Source organism: Sandaracinaceae bacterium (assembly GCA_016706685.1).
In the GTDB taxonomy this organism is placed as follows: Bacteria; Myxococcota_A; Polyangia; order Polyangiales; family Houyiibacteriaceae; genus JADJJE01.
On the sequence record JADJJE010000005.1, the window covers coordinates 144,205 to 161,750 of the forward strand.

Annotated in this window: 15 protein-coding genes; 7 read left to right on the plus strand and 8 right to left on the minus strand. The window is 70.8% G+C overall.

Annotated features, from left to right (window positions below):
- Nucleotides 1–18: 18 nt before the first annotated feature.
- From IPI43_10185 to IPI43_10205, 5 genes are all read right to left on the minus strand, one after another.
- On the minus strand, nt 19–2,025 hold the full coding sequence (locus IPI43_10185) for a hypothetical protein (protein MBK7774493.1): 2,007 nt from the start codon (nt 2,023–2,025) through the stop codon (nt 19–21).
- A 4-nt stretch (nt 2,026–2,029) separates the two neighbouring features.
- Nucleotides 2,030–3,394: a sigma-54-dependent Fis family transcriptional regulator gene (locus IPI43_10190; GenBank protein MBK7774494.1), complete on the minus strand. Its 1,365-nt coding sequence runs from the start codon at nt 3,392–3,394 to the stop codon at nt 2,030–2,032.
- Nucleotides 3,395–3,518: 124 nt separating this feature from the next.
- Nucleotides 3,519–4,535 (minus strand): hypothetical protein, encoded by a 1,017-nt coding sequence (locus IPI43_10195; GenBank protein MBK7774495.1) that lies wholly within the window; start codon nt 4,533–4,535, stop codon nt 3,519–3,521.
- Between the two features lie 7 nt (nt 4,536–4,542).
- Nucleotides 4,543–5,337: a fatty acid desaturase gene (locus tag IPI43_10200; protein ID MBK7774496.1), complete on the minus strand. Its 795-nt coding sequence runs from the start codon at nt 5,335–5,337 to the stop codon at nt 4,543–4,545.
- Nucleotides 5,334–6,653, minus strand: coding sequence for a tryptophan 7-halogenase (locus tag IPI43_10205; GenBank protein MBK7774497.1), 1,320 nt, complete (start codon nt 6,651–6,653; stop codon nt 5,334–5,336). Before IPI43_10205 ends, IPI43_10200 begins: the two co-directional genes overlap by 4 nt.
- 361 nt (nt 6,654–7,014) lie before the next feature.
- Between IPI43_10205 and IPI43_10210 the strand changes: the two genes are divergently transcribed.
- Nucleotides 7,015–7,695: a GGDEF domain-containing protein gene (locus IPI43_10210; protein ID MBK7774498.1), complete on the plus strand. Its 681-nt coding sequence runs from the start codon at nt 7,015–7,017 to the stop codon at nt 7,693–7,695.
- Between the two features lie 91 nt (nt 7,696–7,786).
- Here IPI43_10210 and IPI43_10215 read toward each other — a convergent pair whose 3' ends face one another.
- Complete coding sequence (locus tag IPI43_10215) at nt 7,787–8,908, minus strand: DNA replication/repair protein RecF (GenBank protein MBK7774499.1); 1,122 nt, start codon at nt 8,906–8,908, stop codon at nt 7,787–7,789.
- Entirely contained in the window at nt 8,905–9,945 is a 1,041-nt protein-coding gene (locus tag IPI43_10220) for a type 2 isopentenyl-diphosphate Delta-isomerase (protein ID MBK7774500.1), read from the minus strand. The genes IPI43_10215 and IPI43_10220 overlap by 4 nt, the downstream gene beginning before the upstream one ends.
- 78 nt (nt 9,946–10,023) lie before the next feature.
- Here IPI43_10220 and IPI43_10225 point away from each other — a divergent pair, with 78 nt between their 5' ends.
- The 4 genes from IPI43_10225 (at nt 10,024) to IPI43_10240 (ending at nt 14,423) form a co-directional block, all read left to right on the plus strand.
- Nucleotides 10,024–11,061 (plus strand): polyprenyl synthetase family protein, encoded by a 1,038-nt coding sequence (locus tag IPI43_10225; GenBank protein ID MBK7774501.1) that lies wholly within the window; start codon nt 10,024–10,026, stop codon nt 11,059–11,061.
- Complete coding sequence (gene mvk / locus IPI43_10230; protein ID MBK7774502.1) at nt 11,058–11,987, plus strand: mevalonate kinase; 930 nt, start codon at nt 11,058–11,060, stop codon at nt 11,985–11,987. Before IPI43_10225 ends, mvk begins: the two co-directional genes overlap by 4 nt.
- The gene (mvaD, locus tag IPI43_10235; GenBank protein ID MBK7774503.1) at nt 11,984–12,982 is read left to right on the plus strand and encodes a diphosphomevalonate decarboxylase; all 999 of its coding nucleotides are present in this window, start codon (nt 11,984–11,986) and stop codon (nt 12,980–12,982) included. The genes mvk and mvaD overlap by 4 nt, the downstream gene beginning before the upstream one ends.
- A 484-nt stretch (nt 12,983–13,466) precedes the next feature.
- Entirely contained in the window at nt 13,467–14,423 is a 957-nt protein-coding gene (locus IPI43_10240) for a hypothetical protein (protein MBK7774504.1), read from the plus strand.
- Nucleotides 14,424–14,501: 78 nt separating this feature from the next.
- On the opposite strand, the gene IPI43_10245 is transcribed toward IPI43_10240, so the two are convergent.
- The gene (locus tag IPI43_10245; protein ID MBK7774505.1) at nt 14,502–15,575 is read right to left on the minus strand and encodes a class I SAM-dependent methyltransferase; all 1,074 of its coding nucleotides are present in this window, start codon (nt 15,573–15,575) and stop codon (nt 14,502–14,504) included.
- A 119-nt stretch (nt 15,576–15,694) separates the two neighbouring features.
- Between IPI43_10245 and IPI43_10250 the strand changes: the two genes are divergently transcribed.
- On the plus strand, nt 15,695–16,732 hold the full coding sequence (locus IPI43_10250) for a helix-turn-helix domain-containing protein (GenBank protein ID MBK7774506.1): 1,038 nt from the start codon (nt 15,695–15,697) through the stop codon (nt 16,730–16,732).
- A 159-nt stretch (nt 16,733–16,891) separates the two neighbouring features.
- Nucleotides 16,892–17,512 (plus strand): NfeD family protein, encoded by a 621-nt coding sequence (locus tag IPI43_10255; protein ID MBK7774507.1) that lies wholly within the window; start codon nt 16,892–16,894, stop codon nt 17,510–17,512.
- Nucleotides 17,513–17,546: the final 34 nt, after the last annotated feature.

Here is a 17,546-nt window from a genome sequence, read left to right on the forward strand (position 1 = left end):
GCGTGCGGCAGCCCGAGCTCAGCCTGGAGACGCGTACCGGGGAAACGAAAGAGCGGGAGCGGGTTGCGCTCGAGTTCCGCGTGCTGCTCGGCGCTCACCTCGATGACCGAGCTCGTCGCGAGCGCGCCGCCGTAGAGGATCAGGCTCACCCGACCGAGGTCCACGTCCGACCGGCGCTGGAGGTCGGCGATGGCGCTGCGGGCCATCTCCACCGTGGTCATCGAGCCAGCCACGTGCACCTGGGCGTAGCCGAGGCCGCGGAGCTGCTCGGGGCGGGTCGTGGTTCGGCCGCTGGCGTGTAGCGTCTCCACCGTCTCGGTGCGCGGAGGGAGGTAGTATCCGAGCGCTTGGATGCCGACAGCGAGGGCAGGAGTCATGGCCATCACCGTGTGCACCGGTCGTGCCAACCGCGGCTCGTGCTTCGCTTCGGCGCTCCGGGAGGGGCCTCCGAGATGGTGAGGCTGTCCAGGTGGCAACGCGCTGCACGCATGTGCGCACCGCGTTGCACACGTTCACATGTGAGCGGGAGCTCGCGGCACGAGCATGGTCACGGTGGTCCCCGCGCCTCGGCGGCTGGTGAGGACGACGGTCCCTCCGTGGGCTTCGACCACGCGCTTCACGAACGGGAGCCCGGAGCCCGCTCCCGTTGGGCTTGGTGGTAAAGAGCTCCTCCCACGCGTGCTCGCGCTCGCGCGGGTCCATGCCGATGCCGTCGTCGGTGACGCTGATGCGCAGCGCGTCCCGGTCGTCTTTGGAGCGCGCGACCCGCACGATGATCGTGCCTCCGGCACGCAGGGCTTCGATGGAATTGGCGACCACGTTTTCGAGCGCGGCCGTGAACAGGTCCACGTCCAGCTCGCACGCGGGCAAGTCCGGCTCGAGCTCGACGTCCATACGCGCCCCGGGCGGCAAGATGGGCTCCTTCGAGCGCGCAATGCTGGTCACGATGGAAGGAACATCCGCAGTGGTCATGGACAGTTCGAGCGCGTCGACGCGGCTGTAGCGCGTCACCAGCGCAGCGAGACGGTCGCTCTCTTCGGCAAGGATCTCGAGCAGCTCGGTCTGGTCGTCGATGGAACGTCCGCGGGCACGCTCCTCGAGCAGGACCTGCGCGGCGCCCTTGATCGCCGCCAGGGGGTTCTTGAGGTCGTGGGCCATCTGGCCCGCCATGCGCCCGAGCACCAAGAGGCGCTCTCTCCGTGCACGCTCGCGCCCAGCGGCGAGCACGAAGCTCCGGACGGCCACGGTGAGCGCGACGGTGACCACGACGAGGGCCACGACGAGCACAGCATGGCGCGCCGCCAGCAGCCGGAAGACGGCGACGTAGGCGATGGCGAAGAGCGTGGCGAGCGTGAGCGCGTAGAGCACGGACATACGACTCGGACCCTGCTCGAAGAGCTGGAAGCGCAGCGCCGTCACCGCCAGCAGGGCCATGGTCACCAGCATGGGCGGGATGGGCAGCACGAAGGCGTCGAGCACCTCTGCAGCGCCTAGCGCGGCTCCGACGAGCGCCGCCGCGATGACGAGTCGGACGCGGATCTGCTCCTTCGCTTCCGCCTGCTCGCGCGCATGCTGCACGAGCAGATAGAGGCCGAGCGACATCGAGACGAACATGAGCGCGCTCTGGATCTCTCCGCGGAGCGCCGAGCGTGCGAAGTCCCGTCCCCACTCCGTGAACGCAGCGGATGCGCATGCCATCCCGAGCGCACCGGACGCGAGCGTGACCACGATGAGGACGCGCCGATGCTTTCGACGCGTCCCCGTGAACGCGAGGATGAAGTGGAGCGCCGCGGGCGTGGTCATGGGGGCGAGGGTGAGGTCCACGACCCGAAACCAGGGCACGCGCGAGACGCGATACGCCCACTCTGCGAACCCCCAGGCGAAGAGCACGAGGCACAGGATTGCGAGCGGCAGCGCGAGCACGCTCTTGCGCACGCGGGCTAGGGCCAGCGACGCGAGCCCGAACTCGGCCACCCACGTCACGAGTCTCAACCACTCGTGCAGCGCTGTGGCGACTTCCGCCATGGCTCTAGGACAGCCCGTGCTCGCGGAGCTTGTTGTAGAGCGTGCGGCGACTGACACCGAGCAGCCGGGCGGCGAGCGCGCGGTTGTCGGCAGCACGAGTCAGCGCGTTCAGGATCTCGTCGCGCTCTCCATCACGGCGGCGAGCCTCGAGCGCAGCGAGCGGGCTCGCCCCGGATTCCGCTCCGGATTCACGAGTGGTCGCGGCCGTCCGCTTTGCCACGGGCACGCGCGCGAGTTCGCGCGCCGCGTGCTCCGCGTCTATCGTGTCGGAGGGGCTGAGCACGACCAGGCGCTCTACGAAGTTCGCGAGCTCGCGCACGTTACCGCGCCACGGCTCGCTGCGCAGCAGCGCCACAGCCTGATCCGTGATCGCCATGGAGCCTCTCCCGTTCGTACGGGCGAGGGTGGAGCAAAAGTGACGCACCAGCATATCGATGTCCTCGCGCCGCTCACGCAGCGGGGGCATCCAGACGGGCACCACGTTGAGTCGATAGAAGAGGTCCTCGCGAAACGTGCCCTCCACCGTCATGGACTCGAGGTCACGGTGGGTCGCCGCAACGAAGCGCACGTCGACCTTCTCCGTCCGTGTACTCCCCAGGCGCTCGAAGGTCTTCTCCTGCAGCACGCGCAGGAGCTTCACCTGCGTTCCGGGCGAGATGTCACCGATCTCGTCGAGGAAGAGCGTGCCGCCATCCGCCAGCTCGACGCGTCCCGGCTTGCGCGCGACCGCCCCGGTGAACGCGCCCTTTTCGTAGCCGAAGAGCTCGCTCTCGAGCAGGTTCTCGGGCAGCGCGGCGCAGTGCAGCGAGACGAAGGGGCCGTCGCGCCTCGGGCTCGCGTCGTGGAGCGCCCGCGCCGCGAGCTCCTTGCCCGTCCCGCTCTCACCGCGGATGAGCACCGTCGCGGTGCCGGTCGCTGCACGCCGGATGACTTGGAGCACCTCGAGCAGCGCGGGCGCGCGCCCAATGATGCCGCCTCCGTGGAGCACGGGTAGAGGCGGCGCGTCTCGATTGGCACTCGACGCGCGGAGCGCCTTGTCCACCACGAAGAGGATCTCTTCACGGTCGAAGGGCTTGAGCAGAAAGTCCGCGGCGCCGCTGCGCATCGCAGCCACCGCGAGCGGCACCGTCCCGTGGGCCGTCAGCATCATCACGGGCAGACCCGGATGCCGGGCGACGATCGCCGCGAGCAGCGCCATCCCGTCCATGCCACGCATGCGCAGGTCGCTGATCACGAGGTCGAAGCACCCTGTATCGAGCGCGGCGAGGGCCTCCTCACCGGAGCCAACGCCGCTCACATCGTAGCCCCCCTGCACGAGCAGAGCCGCGAGCACACGACGGACCGAGGTGTCGTCGTCCACGACGAGGATCGACTGTCCGCGTTCTGTGCTCACCGGGTCTTTGGCCACGCCGGGCCCATGCTATCCCGCTGCCGTGCGCAGATGAAGCGCGGTCACGAGAGCATCATCCAGAAGCAGACGATGTACGGAAAGTTCACACACCAAGCGTCTGCACGACATAGCCGCTCGCTTCGAGCGCCTGGTGCTGCTCTCGAGCAGGGATGACGTCCTCGAGGCGGCGCGCGCTGGACGACGACTGGCCGACGAGCCGCGCTGCCGCCCACACTGCGGGCAGCGCCGGCACGTCGAGACCGCGGCGCGCAGCGTGGATCTCCATGACCTCGGGCGGACCGACACGCCGGTGACGCTCGAGGCGCAGGCTGCCGGCTTCGCCGCCCAAGAAGGAGGTGAGAGTCGCCACCCGCGCGACGGGACCAGCGAGCGCGAGCAGGAGCCAGCCAGGCACCCACGGGGTCACCCAGCTGAGGGCAGACAGCGCCCACACCAGCGCGCCGCGGTCGAAGCCGGACCAAAAGCGCACCGGGCAGCCGAGCCCGAGGTCGGGGCAAGGGAATCGCCCATAACGGCGCCGCACACCTGACCCGAGGGTGCGCGTCGTCATGCTGCGGAAGGCACGTGCCGCAGGGTCTTCGGGCAAGGCGCGACCGAGCGGCCGGAGCAGACTATGGAGTAGGCCGCGTGAGGGACGGTGGCGCGAGCCCATCGACAGCAAGACCTCCACGCGCTCCGTCTGTTCGCCGGGGGGCGCGCTCGCCACCATGGCGCCCAGCAGAGAGGCCGCGAGCGCCGGCACGGTGGAGCACCCCGAGAGCACCGCGCACGGGCTGTGCTTCCCGGCGCGGGCCACTCGCTCGATGAACTCGGGGCGCTCGCTGAGGTCCACGAAGTGGGCGTGCGCCTTCGCGCACGCCTGCACCCACGCGCTCGGGTCGTGCTCGTAGGGGCCCACCACGTCGATCACGACGTCACCTGCGCCCAGCAGCCCAACGGGGGGCGGCCGGGAGACGTCGAGGGCCACGCTTCCCCCGCGCCCGCGCCGCGAGGCACCCACGCACGGCACGTGGGGCGCGAGCACGCTCAGGAGCCGCACCACGCGAGAGCCCAGCTCACCTGTGGCCCCCAGCACCAGCACCTGCGCTTGCCGCGTCATGGTCGCCTCAGAACACGCGCCGCGTGGACAGCTCGGGGGCCCGCTGGTCCAGGCGCCGCGCCAGCTCCGGCAGGCGGTAGGTGGGCACCCGTGGAAACAGGTGGTGCTCCACGTGGTAGAACATGTTGAAGGTCAGCACGCTCTTCACGCGGCCCCGAATGGTGCGCGCGATGTAGTGCGAGCGATCGCAGTCGTGGTGCACCGTCCACACGGCGAAGAACGCGGTCAGGCACTGGCCCACCAGCATGACCCCCAGGTGGAAGCGCAGCAGCGGCAGGGTCAGCGCGAGGGCGAGCGCCACCAGCGCGAGCCACAGGCCGAGCTCCAGCGCGAGGAAGCGGCGCACGCGCGGGCCACCGTGCAAGAACGCGTGGCGGTGCAGCAGCCAGGGGAAGTAGGGCCCGTAGAGCAGGGCCTTGTGGGCTGGCAGCCGCGCGCCGAAGGCCTCCACGTCCTCGTCGTCCATGCAGTGCGCGTGGTGGCGCAGGTGGTTGAACTGGATGGCGTGCATGGCGGCGCCCATCAGGACGCTCATGACCACCAGCACCACGTCGTGCCCGGCGCGCGAGAGCCCCAGGTTCCGGTGGAAGGCGTCGTGTACGAGGCGCAGGCCCACCAGGAAGAACACGAAGGCGAGTCCGAGCGAAGCGAGCCACCAGCCGCGCGCCGCGCAGGCCCAGGAGCCCAACACGAAGGGCACCCCCATGAGCAGCTCGAGGGCGGTCTGCGCCGCGCCCATGCCGTGCAGGTCGCGGTGCTCGGTGGCCCGCACACGCGGGTCGTGGAGGATCTCGAGGCTCATGGCTCCGTGCTCCCCGTGAGCAGCGGTGACCGCGGCGACCGACCCAGCAGGCGGCGGCTGCGCATGTCCAGGCGCTGGGCGTAGCGGGGGATGAGCCAGTCCAGCCCCTGATGCAGCTTGGCGAGGAGCCGCACCCCCAGCGCGGAGCTGGCCCAGCCGCGCGCGTGCAAGTGGTTGAGGTTGAAGTTGGGCACCAAGATGGACAGCACGTTCCACGCGAGCCCCATGCCCTTGCGGATGGAGGACCGGTACCACACGTGCTCCACGAGCGTGTTGGTGGTGCGCGCGTGCATGCGCAGCTTGCGCTCGAGGCGCGCAGCGAGGTCCACGTCGCCCGTGCGGATGGAGCGCGCGGCCGCAAGGCCACTGCGCAGCGCGAACGTCACGCCGCCCGACAGGATGGGGTCGATGACCGCCGCCGCCTCGCCCAGCAGCCACCAGTTGGGACCGCGCAGGCGCGTACTCACGTCGTCTTGGTAGGTGCAGGCGTGCGCGCTCGCCTGCTCGGCCCACTCGAGGGTCAGCCAGCGCAGCTGCTCGTGTCGGTGCGCGCGCGCCAGCAGCGCCACTGCCAGATCCGCTCGCTCGCGCCGGAGCAGCGCCACCTCGCGCGCCAAGAGCGCCACGCCCACGTCCACGCGCGTAGCGCCGAGGTGGATGCCCCAGCACCAGCGGACGAAGTCACCCTGGTCATCGAGGAAGATCTGGGTGCCGAGCTGGTCATACTCGTGCGGCGCACGCGCGGAGAACGCGACCTTGCGCTCGCCGAAGGGCTCCGTGGTGACGTGGAGCGCACGCCCGAGCACGCGCGTGCGGCCGCTGGCGTCCAGGTAGTACCCCGCCTCCACGCGCTCGCCCTGCGCCAGGAGCAGGCCCAGCACCCGGTCACCATCGCACTCCACGCGCTGCACGCGGTCCTCGATGAACTCGACGCCGACGCCGCACGCGATGCCCTCGAGCGCGGCGCGCGTGACCGCCATGTCCACGTGCGCAGTGGGCTGGTCGCGCCCCACCAAGCGCATCAGCGCGCGGTAGAACCACGCGAAGCCGATGGTCATGCGCGCCCGCGTGGGGGCATAGCTGGCCACCGCGCCCCGCTTCCACGTGGCGTCGTCCGCGCGCACCAGCGCCCCGAGGTCGAGCCCCACCTGACGGAGCAAGCGGTTCGACTCCCAGTCCAGGCTCTCGCCATACGTGGCGTGCACGCCGGCGGGCCGGATCACCACCACGCGCCGCCCCGCTCGCGCGAGGTCGATGGTTGTCGCGAGTCCATCCAGGCCCGAGCCCACCACGGCCACGTCCCACGGCGCCGTCATGGCAGCTCCGCGGTGAACGCGCGCTGTGTGGCGCTCGCGACCCGAGGTCGCGGTGGGGTGTTCGGTTCGTGCGTGGGCAGCACCTGCTGGAGGATGCCACGAACCGTGGGCAAGGCTGTGAGCTTGGAGCCTCCCCCTTGGCCCGGCTTCGACTAATCATTGATGACTCCCGCAGGACCGACGACACACCGATCCGGCTCCACGCACCAGCCTCCCGTCCGAGGCAGGGGGCGTCGGAGCGCTGCGGGTTGTGCCGAGGACAAATGGCGCCCAATGTAGCGCGGCTGACGATCGACCGCTTCCGAACGGGAACCGAGTATTGCCACTCAAAAACCTAACGGCTACGCAGGTCATCTCACGATTGTTGCTGATCTTCGGCGTCGTTGAGTTCTCCACGATGTGGGTCCTCGGTGCGGTGGAGAGGTTCCCGCCTCTGACCGGGGCGCTGATCGACACCGCCCTGTTGACGCTCGTGTCGGCGCCCTTGATCCACATCTGGGTGATCAAGCCCTTCATCCATGCACGCGACCAGGCGCTCGAGCAGATTCGGCACACCGCGAACACCGACCCGCTGACCCAGCTCGCGAACCGCCGCTTCCTCTCGACGCAACCCACACACGCCAACAGCGCCCTGCTCCTGCTGGACCTGGACGGGTTCAAGCCGATCAACGACACCCACGGCCACGACGCCGGTGACGCCGTGCTCGTGGAGATCGCCAGTAGGATCTCGTCGCTCGTTCGCGCAGGAGACTTAGCGGTGCGCATGGGCGGCGATGAGTTCCTGATCGTGATTCGAGGCCTCGAACCGGCTCACGCAAGTGAGAACACGTTGCTGATCGCCAACAAGCAGATCGCCACCGTCAGTGAGCCTCTCCGCTTTGGCGAGCAGTCCCTAAGGGTCGGTGGGAGCGTCGGCGCTCGCGTGATCACGAGCGCCGCGCAGCCATTCAGTGAGGCGCTGACGGAGGCAGACCGAGCGCTCTATCAAGCCAAGAACGCCGGGCGGGGCCGGGTGGTGCTCTTCTCTTCTCGTTCGGAGTGAACCGGGGGCCCCGTCTGGGCCCGTCGCGCCACGCGCCCCAACACATCCCGGCGTTCTGCGAGGCCTGTTCCGCCGCCAACTCGGCGCCGCCTCAGCCCGTGACCACGCCCGCCGCCACGTGGAAGTCGCGGCGGTGCTCGTCCAGCAGGATGAACTCGGGGTGAGTGGTGGTCAGGAACACCTGTCCGCCGAGGCGCGCGAGCAGGTCGAACAGCCTCCGGTTGCGGCGCCGGTCGAGCTCGCTGCTCACGTCGTCCAGCAGCAGCACGGGCACCTTGCCGGTACGCGCGCTCAGCTCGTCCAGCTCGGCTACCTTCAGCGCCAGCACGATGGCGCGCTGCTGCCCCTGCGAGGCGTGGTGCTTGGCGGCGATGGCGCGCACCGTGAGGCGCAGGTCGTCGGCGTGCGGCCCGTCGGCCGTGAACCCGCGCGCACAGTCTTTCTGGAAAGCCTGCTCGAGCGCCTGCAGGATCAGCTCACGCTCGGGAGCCACGCGCGGCTGGTAGCTCACGTCGAGCGGCAGCTCCTCGCCGGCCACGTCGTGGAAGGCGCGGGCCACGCGCGGCGCTAGGCTGCTGACCAGCGACGCGCGCGCCCGCCCCACGATCGCCCCGGCGTCGGCCAGGATCGCGTCGTAGCTGCGCACCGAGCGCGGGTCGATGGGGTCTTGCTTGAGGACCCGGTTGCGGCTGCGCAGCGCCTTCGTGTACGTGGCGAGCGCGCTCTCGTAGGTGGGGTCCAGCTGCTCCAGCATGCGGTCCAGGAACGCGCGCCGCAGCTCCGCCGAGCCGCCCGCCAGCTCCACGTCTCCGGGGTGGAAGAGCACCATGGGGAAGGTGCCGTGCCAGGCCCCGAGCGAGCGCGGGCGCTTCTCGTCCAGCTGCAGCTTGCGGGCCTTCCCGCGCTCGAGGCCGATGGTGTAGGTGCGCGTGGCCAGGTCGCCTCCCACGCGCGCGCGCAGCACGGCGGTGGGCTCGTGCAGGCGCACGATGTCCTCGGTCTTGGCGCCCCGGAAGCTGCGCAGCGAGCCCATGTAGTGAATGGCCTCGAGCAGGTTGCTCTTACCCGCGCCGTTGTCTCCATGGATGACGTTGAAGCGCGCGCCCGGCTCGAAGTCGAGGCGCTCGAGGTTGCGGAAGCCCCGCAGGAACAAGCGCTCCACGCGCAGCGGCGTGCTCGCGCCGTGCACCTCGCTGGGGACGCTCGCGCTCACTCCGTCCACTCGCGCAGCTCGGCCCCGATGCGCCGCTCGGCCACACCGAGGTCTGCGGGTGTGCGGCTCCCGGTGAGCAGCATCACGGCGCGCAGCTCGCGCTCCACGCCATCCAAGAACGCCTCGGCCGCCGGCTCTCCGCCCTGCGTGAGCGCCATGAACACGGGGCGGGCGATGCCCCCCACGGTGGCACCGAGCGCGATGGCCCGCGCGACGTCGTGGCCCGTGGCGACGCCGCCCGTGGCGATCACCTTCATGCCGGCGCGGGCCGCGTAGACCACCGACGCGGCCGTGGGCACGCCCCAGTCCCAGAGCGCCTCACCCAGTTCGCGCTGACCACCCTCCGCCCGCAGCGTCTCGACGCCCACCCACGAAGTGCCGCCCGCGCCGCTGGTGTCCACGTGGATCACGCCCACGTCCTTGAGCTGTGCCACCGTGCGGCGGCTGAGCCCGTTGCCCGTCTCCTTGGCCACCACCGGCACCGGCAGCTCGCGCACCAGGCGCGCGAGCGTGGCGAGGCAGCCCCGGAAGTCGCGGTCCCCCTCGGGCTGCACCAGCTCCATGGCCGGGTTCAGGTGCACGCACAGCGCGTCGGCGCCAATGGCTTCCACCATGCGCGCCACGTCGGCCGTGGGCATCTCGCGCGCCTGCACCACGCCCACGTTGCCCAGCACCAGCGCGGTGGGCGCCACGTCGCGCACGCGGTAGGTGGACGCCGCCTCGGGGCGCAGCACCATGGCGCGCTGGCTGCCCAACCCGAACGCGTAGCCGCGCCGCTCGGCGATGCCCGCCAGCGTGCGGTTGATCTCCTCGGCGCGCTCGTGTCCGCCGGTCATGGCCGCGATGACCAGGGGCGCCCGCAGCACCTTGCCCAACAGCTCAGTGCTCAGGTCCAACTCGTCCAGCGAAAGCTCGGGCAGGCTCTGGTGCACCAGGCGAACCTGCGAGAGCAGCGTGGTCTGACCACGAAAAGCGACTTGATCCGTCGCGCAGAGGTCCAGGTGGTCGGCTTTTCGTTGTCGAATCTCGTCGGTCATGCGCAGCTTTCGCTCCGCCTCCGGGGGCGGTCCATGCAACTTGCCTGAGGAATAGCCCGAGCGTAAGAGGAGCGCAGCGTGACGCAACACACCGAACCCGATTGGTCGACCTTTGTGCGCGAGCGCGTGGACGCTCGGCTCGTGGCGTTCTTCGAGACGAAGCGCGAGCAGACGCGGCGCCTCTCGCCTCGTGGCGTGGAGATGGTGGACGCCACCGCGGCCCTCACGCTGCGCGGGGGCAAGCGCCTGCGCCCGCTGGTGCTATCGGCGGCCTACAGCGCCGTGAACCCCGAGGGCAACCTCGAGGACACCATCGCGGCGGGCGCCTCGCTCGAGCTGCTGCAGAGCTACCTGCTCATCCACGACGACTGGATGGACCGCGACGACGAGCGGCGCGGCGGCCCGGCCGTGCACACCACGTTTCGCGAGCCGGGGCGCGACGTGCACATCGCCGACTGCCTGGGGGTGCTCACGGGCGACCTGGCCGGCACCTACGCGTGGGAGCTGATGGCCCAGGCGCCCTTCCCCAAGTGGCGCCGCGACGAGGGGCTCGAGGCGTTCTCCACGCTGCAGATCGAGGTCTACCTGGGGCAGCACCTGGACGTGCTGGCGGACAGCGACGTGGCGCGCATGCACCACCTCAAGACCGGCAGCTACACGGTGCGCGGGCCGGCCGCGCTCGGCGCCATCCTGGCCGACGCCAACCCCGACCAGGTGCTGGCGCTCACGGGCTGGGCCGATCCGCTCGGCGAGGCCTTCCAGCTGCGCGACGATCTCTTGGGCACTTTCGCGAGCGCCGCCACGGGCAAGCCGGGCGACGACCTGCGCCACGGCAAGCGCACCGGGCTCATCCTGGAGGCCGAGCAGCGACTGCGCGACGACGCGGCCGGGCGCGCGCGGTTGGCCGCCGTGTTCGGCAACTCCAGCGCCACCGACGCGCAGGTGGCGGACGCCATGGAGCTGCTCACGGCTTGTGGCGCGCGCGCCGCCCTCGAGGAGCGCTGCGCCGAGCTGCGCGACGTGGCCCTCGAGGTGCTGGACCACGGGGCCCTCGCGCCCGCTGGCTGTGAGCGGCTGCGGGCGCTGGCGCTGCGCCTCACGGACCGCGACCGATGACCACGGCCCGCGGCGCAGGCTGCGGGAAGGTCATCCTTCTCGGCGAGCACAGCGTGGTGCACGGTCGGCCCGCGCTCGCGGCTGGGTTGTCGCGCGGCGCCACGGCCGAGGTCAGCGCGTCGACCGACGGCCTCACACGCGCGCGCTTCGTGTTCGACACCGCCGAGGTCGACGTACTGGCCAGCCCGGACGCCGACCACTCCCTCGGCCGCGCACTGGCAGCGCTGCTGGCCACCTACACGGAGCCACCGCCAATGCAGCTCACGGTGCGGCTCGAGCTCCCTGCCGGGGCCGGACTGGGTGCGTCGGCCGCCATGGGCGTGGCGGTCAGCGCCGCGCTCGACCAGCACCTGGGCGTCGCCCGCACGCCGGAGGAGCGAGCCACCCAGACGCTGGCCTGGGAGCGCGTGTTCCACGGCAACCCCTCGGGCGTGGACAACACCATGGCCGCGGTGGGCGGCGTGGCGTTCTTCACGCGCGGGCAGCCCCTCGAGCCCGTGCGCGTGCGGCGGCCCCTGGTGCTAGTCATCGGCCACAGCGGCGAGGCCTCCGAAACAAAGCTCATGGTGGGGCTAGTGGCGCAGCAGCTCGAGCGCGAACCCAAGCGCATCGGCGAGCTGTTCGACGCCATCGCGGCGCTGGTGCGCAACGGCCGCCTGGCCGTGGAAGCGGGCGACCTGCGCGCGCTCGGTCAGCTCATGGACATGAACCACGGCCTCCTGAGCGCGCTCATGCTGTCCACGCCCCGCCTCGAGGACCTGTGCCACGCCGCCCGCGAAGCCGGCGCGCTGGGCGCCAAGGTCACCGGCGCGGGCGGCGGCGGCTGCATGTTCGCGCTCGCCGCCGACACTGGCGCGGCCCACACCATCCTCGCGGCGCTACAGAGCCTGGGCGCCGAGAGCTTCATCACGGAGGTCGGCGCATGAAGGGTTCCACGGGGCGTTGCACGGTCCGCGCGCACGCCAACATCGCGCTCTCGAAGTACTGGGGGAAGTCCGACCTGGCCCTCAACCTGCCGGCGGTCCCCAGCATCAGCATGACGCTCAGCGGGCTGGTCACCGAGACCGAGGTGCGCTTCGACCCGAGCCTGCGCGCCGACAGCATGTTCCTGGACGGCCGCCCAGCCAGCGCCGGAGAGACGCGCCGCGTGGTGGCCATGCTCGACCAGGTGCGCGCCGCCGCCAAGCACGAGCAGCGCGCCGAGGTGCGCTCCGTGAATCGCTTTCCCACCGCGGCGGGCCTCGCGTCGAGCGCGTCGGGGTTTGCTGCTCTCTCTGCTGCCGCCACGCGCGCTGCGGGCCTCGAGTGGGACGACCGCCGCGTGAGCGCGCTCGCCAGGCAAGCCAGCGCCTCGGCCGCGCGCAGCATCTTCGGGGGCTTCGCCGAGCTGCCCGCCGGCAAGCCCGGTCAGGCCAAGCTGGCCGCGCGTCAGCTGCACGGCGAGGATCACTGGGACCTGCGCATCGTGGTGGCCGAGACCGCCAAGGGCCCCAAGAAGGTGGGCTCCACCGAGGGCATGGAGCGCTCGCGCGTGACCTCGCCCTTCTACGAGGCGTGGGTGGCCAGCGCGCCGCGCTTCTCGCAGCAGGTGAAGCGCGGGCTAAGGAAGCGCGACCTACCGCTCTTGGGGGCCGCCATGGAGCAGAGCACGCTCGCGTTCCACGCCTGCGCCATGGCCTCCGCGCCAGGCATCCTGTACTTCCAGCCCGCCACGCTGGCCGCCCTCGCCACCGTGCGCGACCTGCGCGAGCAGCGCGGCATCGAGGTGTTCGCCACCATGGACGCGGGCCCGCACGTGAAGGCGCTGTGCCACGCGAAGGACGCTGCGCGGGTGCGGCGAGCGCTGGGCCGCACCGAGGGCGTGATCGCCACGGGCGTCAGTGCCCCCGGTCCCGGCGTGGAGATCTTGAAGTGGGACTAGCGCACAGCGAGGAGCTGGTGGCCCTTGGCGGGCTGGTGCGACTCGCGATCGGGCTCGTTTCAAGGATCTCTGGGCGCCCCGGGTTGGATCCTGAGGCTTCTGCACCTCTCGCAGCCGATTCGCCGTGCTGCCAGGCACTATGGGCACCCCGGACTGAAGTCCGGGGCAGCATCCCGGGCCTGGGTCGACTGCGGAAGTCCGCCCCCTGCCGGGCGCGGACTGCGTCGTTCAAGCTCGGGTGTGTCTCGAGTTGTGCGTCATCCACCGCTTGGAGTTCGACCGTTCTCCTGCTTGGAACTGCCCAGTCCGGGCCCGTTAGGGGCTGGACTTCCGCGCCTGCCCGGGCGAGGGATGCTGCCCCGGCTTTCAAGCCGGGGTGCCAATACCGCATGAAACAAGCGCGATTCATGCTGACCAGAGCCCACCACGAGTTGTGATGAATCATCCGGTTGAAACACGGGGCGCCCCCACCAGCGCCCCTAGCGTGCTCCGTGTCTCCGCCCCGGGGAAGCTCATGCTCTCCGGCGAGTACGCCGTGCTGGACGGTGCCCCCGCCATCGTGGCCGCCGTGGACGCGCGCGCCGTCGCGCACCTCGCTGCCGATGACGCGCACTCGGCGAGCGTCCCTCCCGAGGTCGCGGCCACCTGGAACCTCGCACGCGAGCGCTTCCCAGCGCTACCGGCCGAGCCACCCACCATCGACGTGCGCGCGCTGCGCGACCCGACCGGTGCGCAGAAGCTGGGCTTGGGCTCGTCGGCCGCCGCCGCAGCAGCCACCGCCGGCCTCGCCCTGGCCCACGCCGGGCTGCCGCTCGAGATCGAGGACACCCGCCGCGCGCTCTTCGAGCTGGCGTTCGAAGGCCACCGCGTGATCGCCCCCGACGGCAGCGGCGCCGACGTGGCCGCCGCTGCCCTCGGTGGCTTCGTGCGCTTCGAAGCGGGCGTGCGCGAGCCCGGGACCCTGCCTGCGTGCCGCGCGCTCGCGGCCCCTGCCGGCCTGCTCACCCGCGTGGTCTGGACGGGCCACGCCGCCCGCACCAGCGACCTCGTGGCCCAGGTGCGTCAGTGGGCCTCCCGCGAGCCGCGAGCGTTCGCGGCCTGCTCCGCCGCACTCACGGAGACCGCCGCGGCCTTCGCCGACTCCTTCGAGCGCGGTCAGCTCGCCGAGCTCCTCACGCTCACGGCCCGCTACCACGAGGGTATGCGCGACCTCGGAGAAGGAGCGGGCGCGCCCATCGTGGAAGCACGCCTCGCCGAAGTCGCCCGCCTCGCCACGCAGTGCGGTGGCCGCGCCAAGCCCAGCGGCGCTGGCGGCGGCGATGTGGCCATCGCTTTCTTCACGGCGGCCGAGGACCTCGCTGCCTTCGACGACGCACTCGCCGCCGCGGGCTTCGAGGCCCTCGCGCTGACGCTGGGCGCACCGGGGCCTCGCCTCGAGTAGCCGGCGTCGGGCATGGCCCACCCGCCGCTCGTGGGTGGGCCATCGCGTCGCTCCCACCGGGGCACCCCGAGAGCATGACTACCGTCGCACCTCGAAGATCAAGTTGAACGGCGTCTCCGCGGCACGCCGGAAGTGCGTGAACCCTGCCTTGCGGAAGACATCCGCGAGGCGCGCCTCGCCGGCCTGCGCGCCGAGCACCAGCTTGCCGCCTTCGGAGATGGCGTGCGCGCAGCAGATCAACGCGGAGCCCGAGTAGTAGAGCTGCGACACGAGCGACAGGTTGTCCTGTACGCGGTCATGGGCGAAGGGCTCCACGAGCAAGAGCGTGCCGCCCGGCGCAAGCACCGCTTCCGCGCGCTGCGCCGCCGCGACCGGATCGCCGAGGTCGTGCAGGGTGTCGAAGAAGCACACGAGGCCGTAGCGCCGGTCGGTGATCTCGGAAGCAGCCGCACACTCGAAGCGCACGCGCCCCGCGAGGCCTGCTTCGGCGGCGTGGCCACGCGCGGCTGCGATCGACTCGGCGTGGGTGTCGAAGCCGACGAAGCGCGAGTTCGGGAACGCCTCCGCCATGAGCAACGTGGCATGGCCGTGGCCGCAGCCCACGTCCGCGACCTCGATGCCGGCTTCGAGCTGCGCGACCAAGCCCTCGAGCGCGGGCAACCAGGCGGAGACCAGACTGGCGCGATACCCGTTGCGGTAGAACGCAGCCACCCCGCACGCGAGCCGACCGTTGCGCTCACCCCAGGCCACGCCCGCGCCGGTGCGGAACGCCGCGACGAGCTTGTCCTCGTCGAACCACATCGACGCCGGGGCGTTCCACGCGTGGGGGATGTAGTAGGGGCTGTCTTCGTCCGCGAGCACCATCGCGTGCTCGTTCTCGAGCTCGTAGGTGTCGCTGAAGGCGTGATACGCGATGTATCCGCCGGCGGCCTGCGCGCTCAGCCACTCACGCACGTAGCGCTCGGCGCACTGCGCGCGCTCGGCGAGTTCACGCGAGCTGACGGGGCCTGCGCCCGCCAGTGCCTTGTAGAGCCCGAGCTTGGCGCCGAGGCTGACGAGCACGCCGGTGTACCCGGCGGTCGCGTCGCCGAGGGCGCGCATCACGAAAGCTTCGAGCTTGGACGGATCAATGGGGGTGGTGTCGGTGGTCATGGCGATCTCTGCTCCAGGTGAGTGGTTCCTCGATGCGCTCATCATTCGCCCCCGACCCGAGCCGCGGCAGAGTCGGAATCGCCCCGAATCGGTCCGTTCGTGCCACCCTCGTCGGTTTCATGGCTCCACGCGCCCGCAGCCCTCGCGCCGAATCCGCGTCCTTGCACGTCAGCCTGCTCGCCCTGCCAGACGCCGTGATCTCCACCCTCAGCGGCCTCTTCGACGTGATGAACGGGGCCACGTTGATGGCATCGAGCGGCCAGTCGCGGCCACCGTTCCATGTGCAGACGGTCGGTGAGCAGACGGGGTCGCTGATGCTCGCGAGCGGCCTACCGATCGAGGTCCAGCGCGCGATCGACGACTTCGACCGCACCGACATCGTGATCGTTCCCTCCGTGCTCCTGAAATCGCATCAGTGGAAGACGGGTCGATACCCTCGCCTCGTCGCATGGCTGAAGCGCATGCACGCGCGCGGCGCGATCCTATGCTCGGCGTGCTCGGGCATCTTCCTGCTCGCCGAGACGGGCCTCTTCGACGGGAAGGACGCGACGGTGCACTTCGGCTACGCCGGCGCGTTCGCCTCGCTCTATCCCGAGATCGCAATCCACCCCGAGCGCGTGTTGGTGATCTCCGGGCGTCGCGAAGAGTTCGTGTGCTCGGGTGCGTCGACGACCTGGCACGACTTGGTGCTCTATCTCATCGCCCGGTACGCTGGCGCGACCATGGCCCAAGACGTCGCGCGGGCCTTCGCGCTGCAGTGGCATCAGGATGGTCTCGCGCCGTACATCGTGTTCGAGGGGAAGCGCGACCACGGAGACGGCGAGATCCTCGGCGCGCAGGACTGGTTGCTCCGCCACTTCGCGGTGGCGCGCCCGGTCGAAGAGATGATCAAGCGCTCGAAGCTCGCAGAGCGCACGTTCAAGCGCCGTTTCGTCACAGCCACGGGCCTCGCGCCGATCGAGTACGTGCAGCGCCTCCGAATCGAAGACGCGAAGCGCCGCCTCGAGCGCACGGAGGAACCAGCCGACACCATCAGCTGGCGCGTGGGTTACGAAGACCCAGCATTCTTCCGTCGCCTCTTCAAGCGCGTCACGGGCATGGCCCCAGGTGCGTACCGGAAGCGGTTCCGCATCCCGGACTTCGCGCGGCCCTCGTGAGAGCGGCCGCAGCCCCCGAATGTGACCGGGGCGAGGGTTCCGCCGCCGCCGACAGGCTATCTGCCGGAAACGGCCCAGCGGATGGAACGCATCTCCCGCTCGCGCGTTCACATGGTAGGCTGCCCACACACACTCCCATCGGGGTCACGGGGTCGTTCGATGCTGCTCTCTGTCTACATGTTCTCGCTCGCTCTCGGCGGTGTGCTGCTCGGCGCGTCGATCCTGCTGGGCGGGAAGGACGGCATCGAGGCCGAGTCCGATGCCCCCGACCTGGAAGCGGGGGCCGACGTGCACGCCGAGGTGGAGGCCCACGGGGCTGACGCCGGCAAGGACCTCGAGCTGGGCGGCGGCGCCGACTTCCTCATGTGGTCGCTCACGTCGGTGCGCTTCTGGACGTTCTTCCTCGCGTTCTTCGGGCTCACGGGCCTCATCTTCGATGGCTTCTCGCTGGTTCCGCACGAGGCCATCTCTGCCGTGCTGGCGGTGGGCATGGGCAGCGGCGCAGGCTTCGGCATCTCCTACGCCATGCGCGTGCTGGGGTCCGACACGTCGGCCCGCGTGGCCGAGTCGGAAGACTACGTGGGCAAGAGCGCGCGAGTGCTCGTGGCGCCCAAGCCGGGCGGTGTGGGGAAGGTCCGCATCGACATCGGCGGTAACCTGGTGGACGTCCTGGCCACCACGGACGAGGACAACGTGGGCAACCAAGACCAAGTGATGATCATCGAGATGGACGGCACCACCGCCCGCGTCGCGAAGGTCATGGCCGCCGAGAACGACTGAGCCCGGCCACACGGCCCACTCAACCATAGACAGC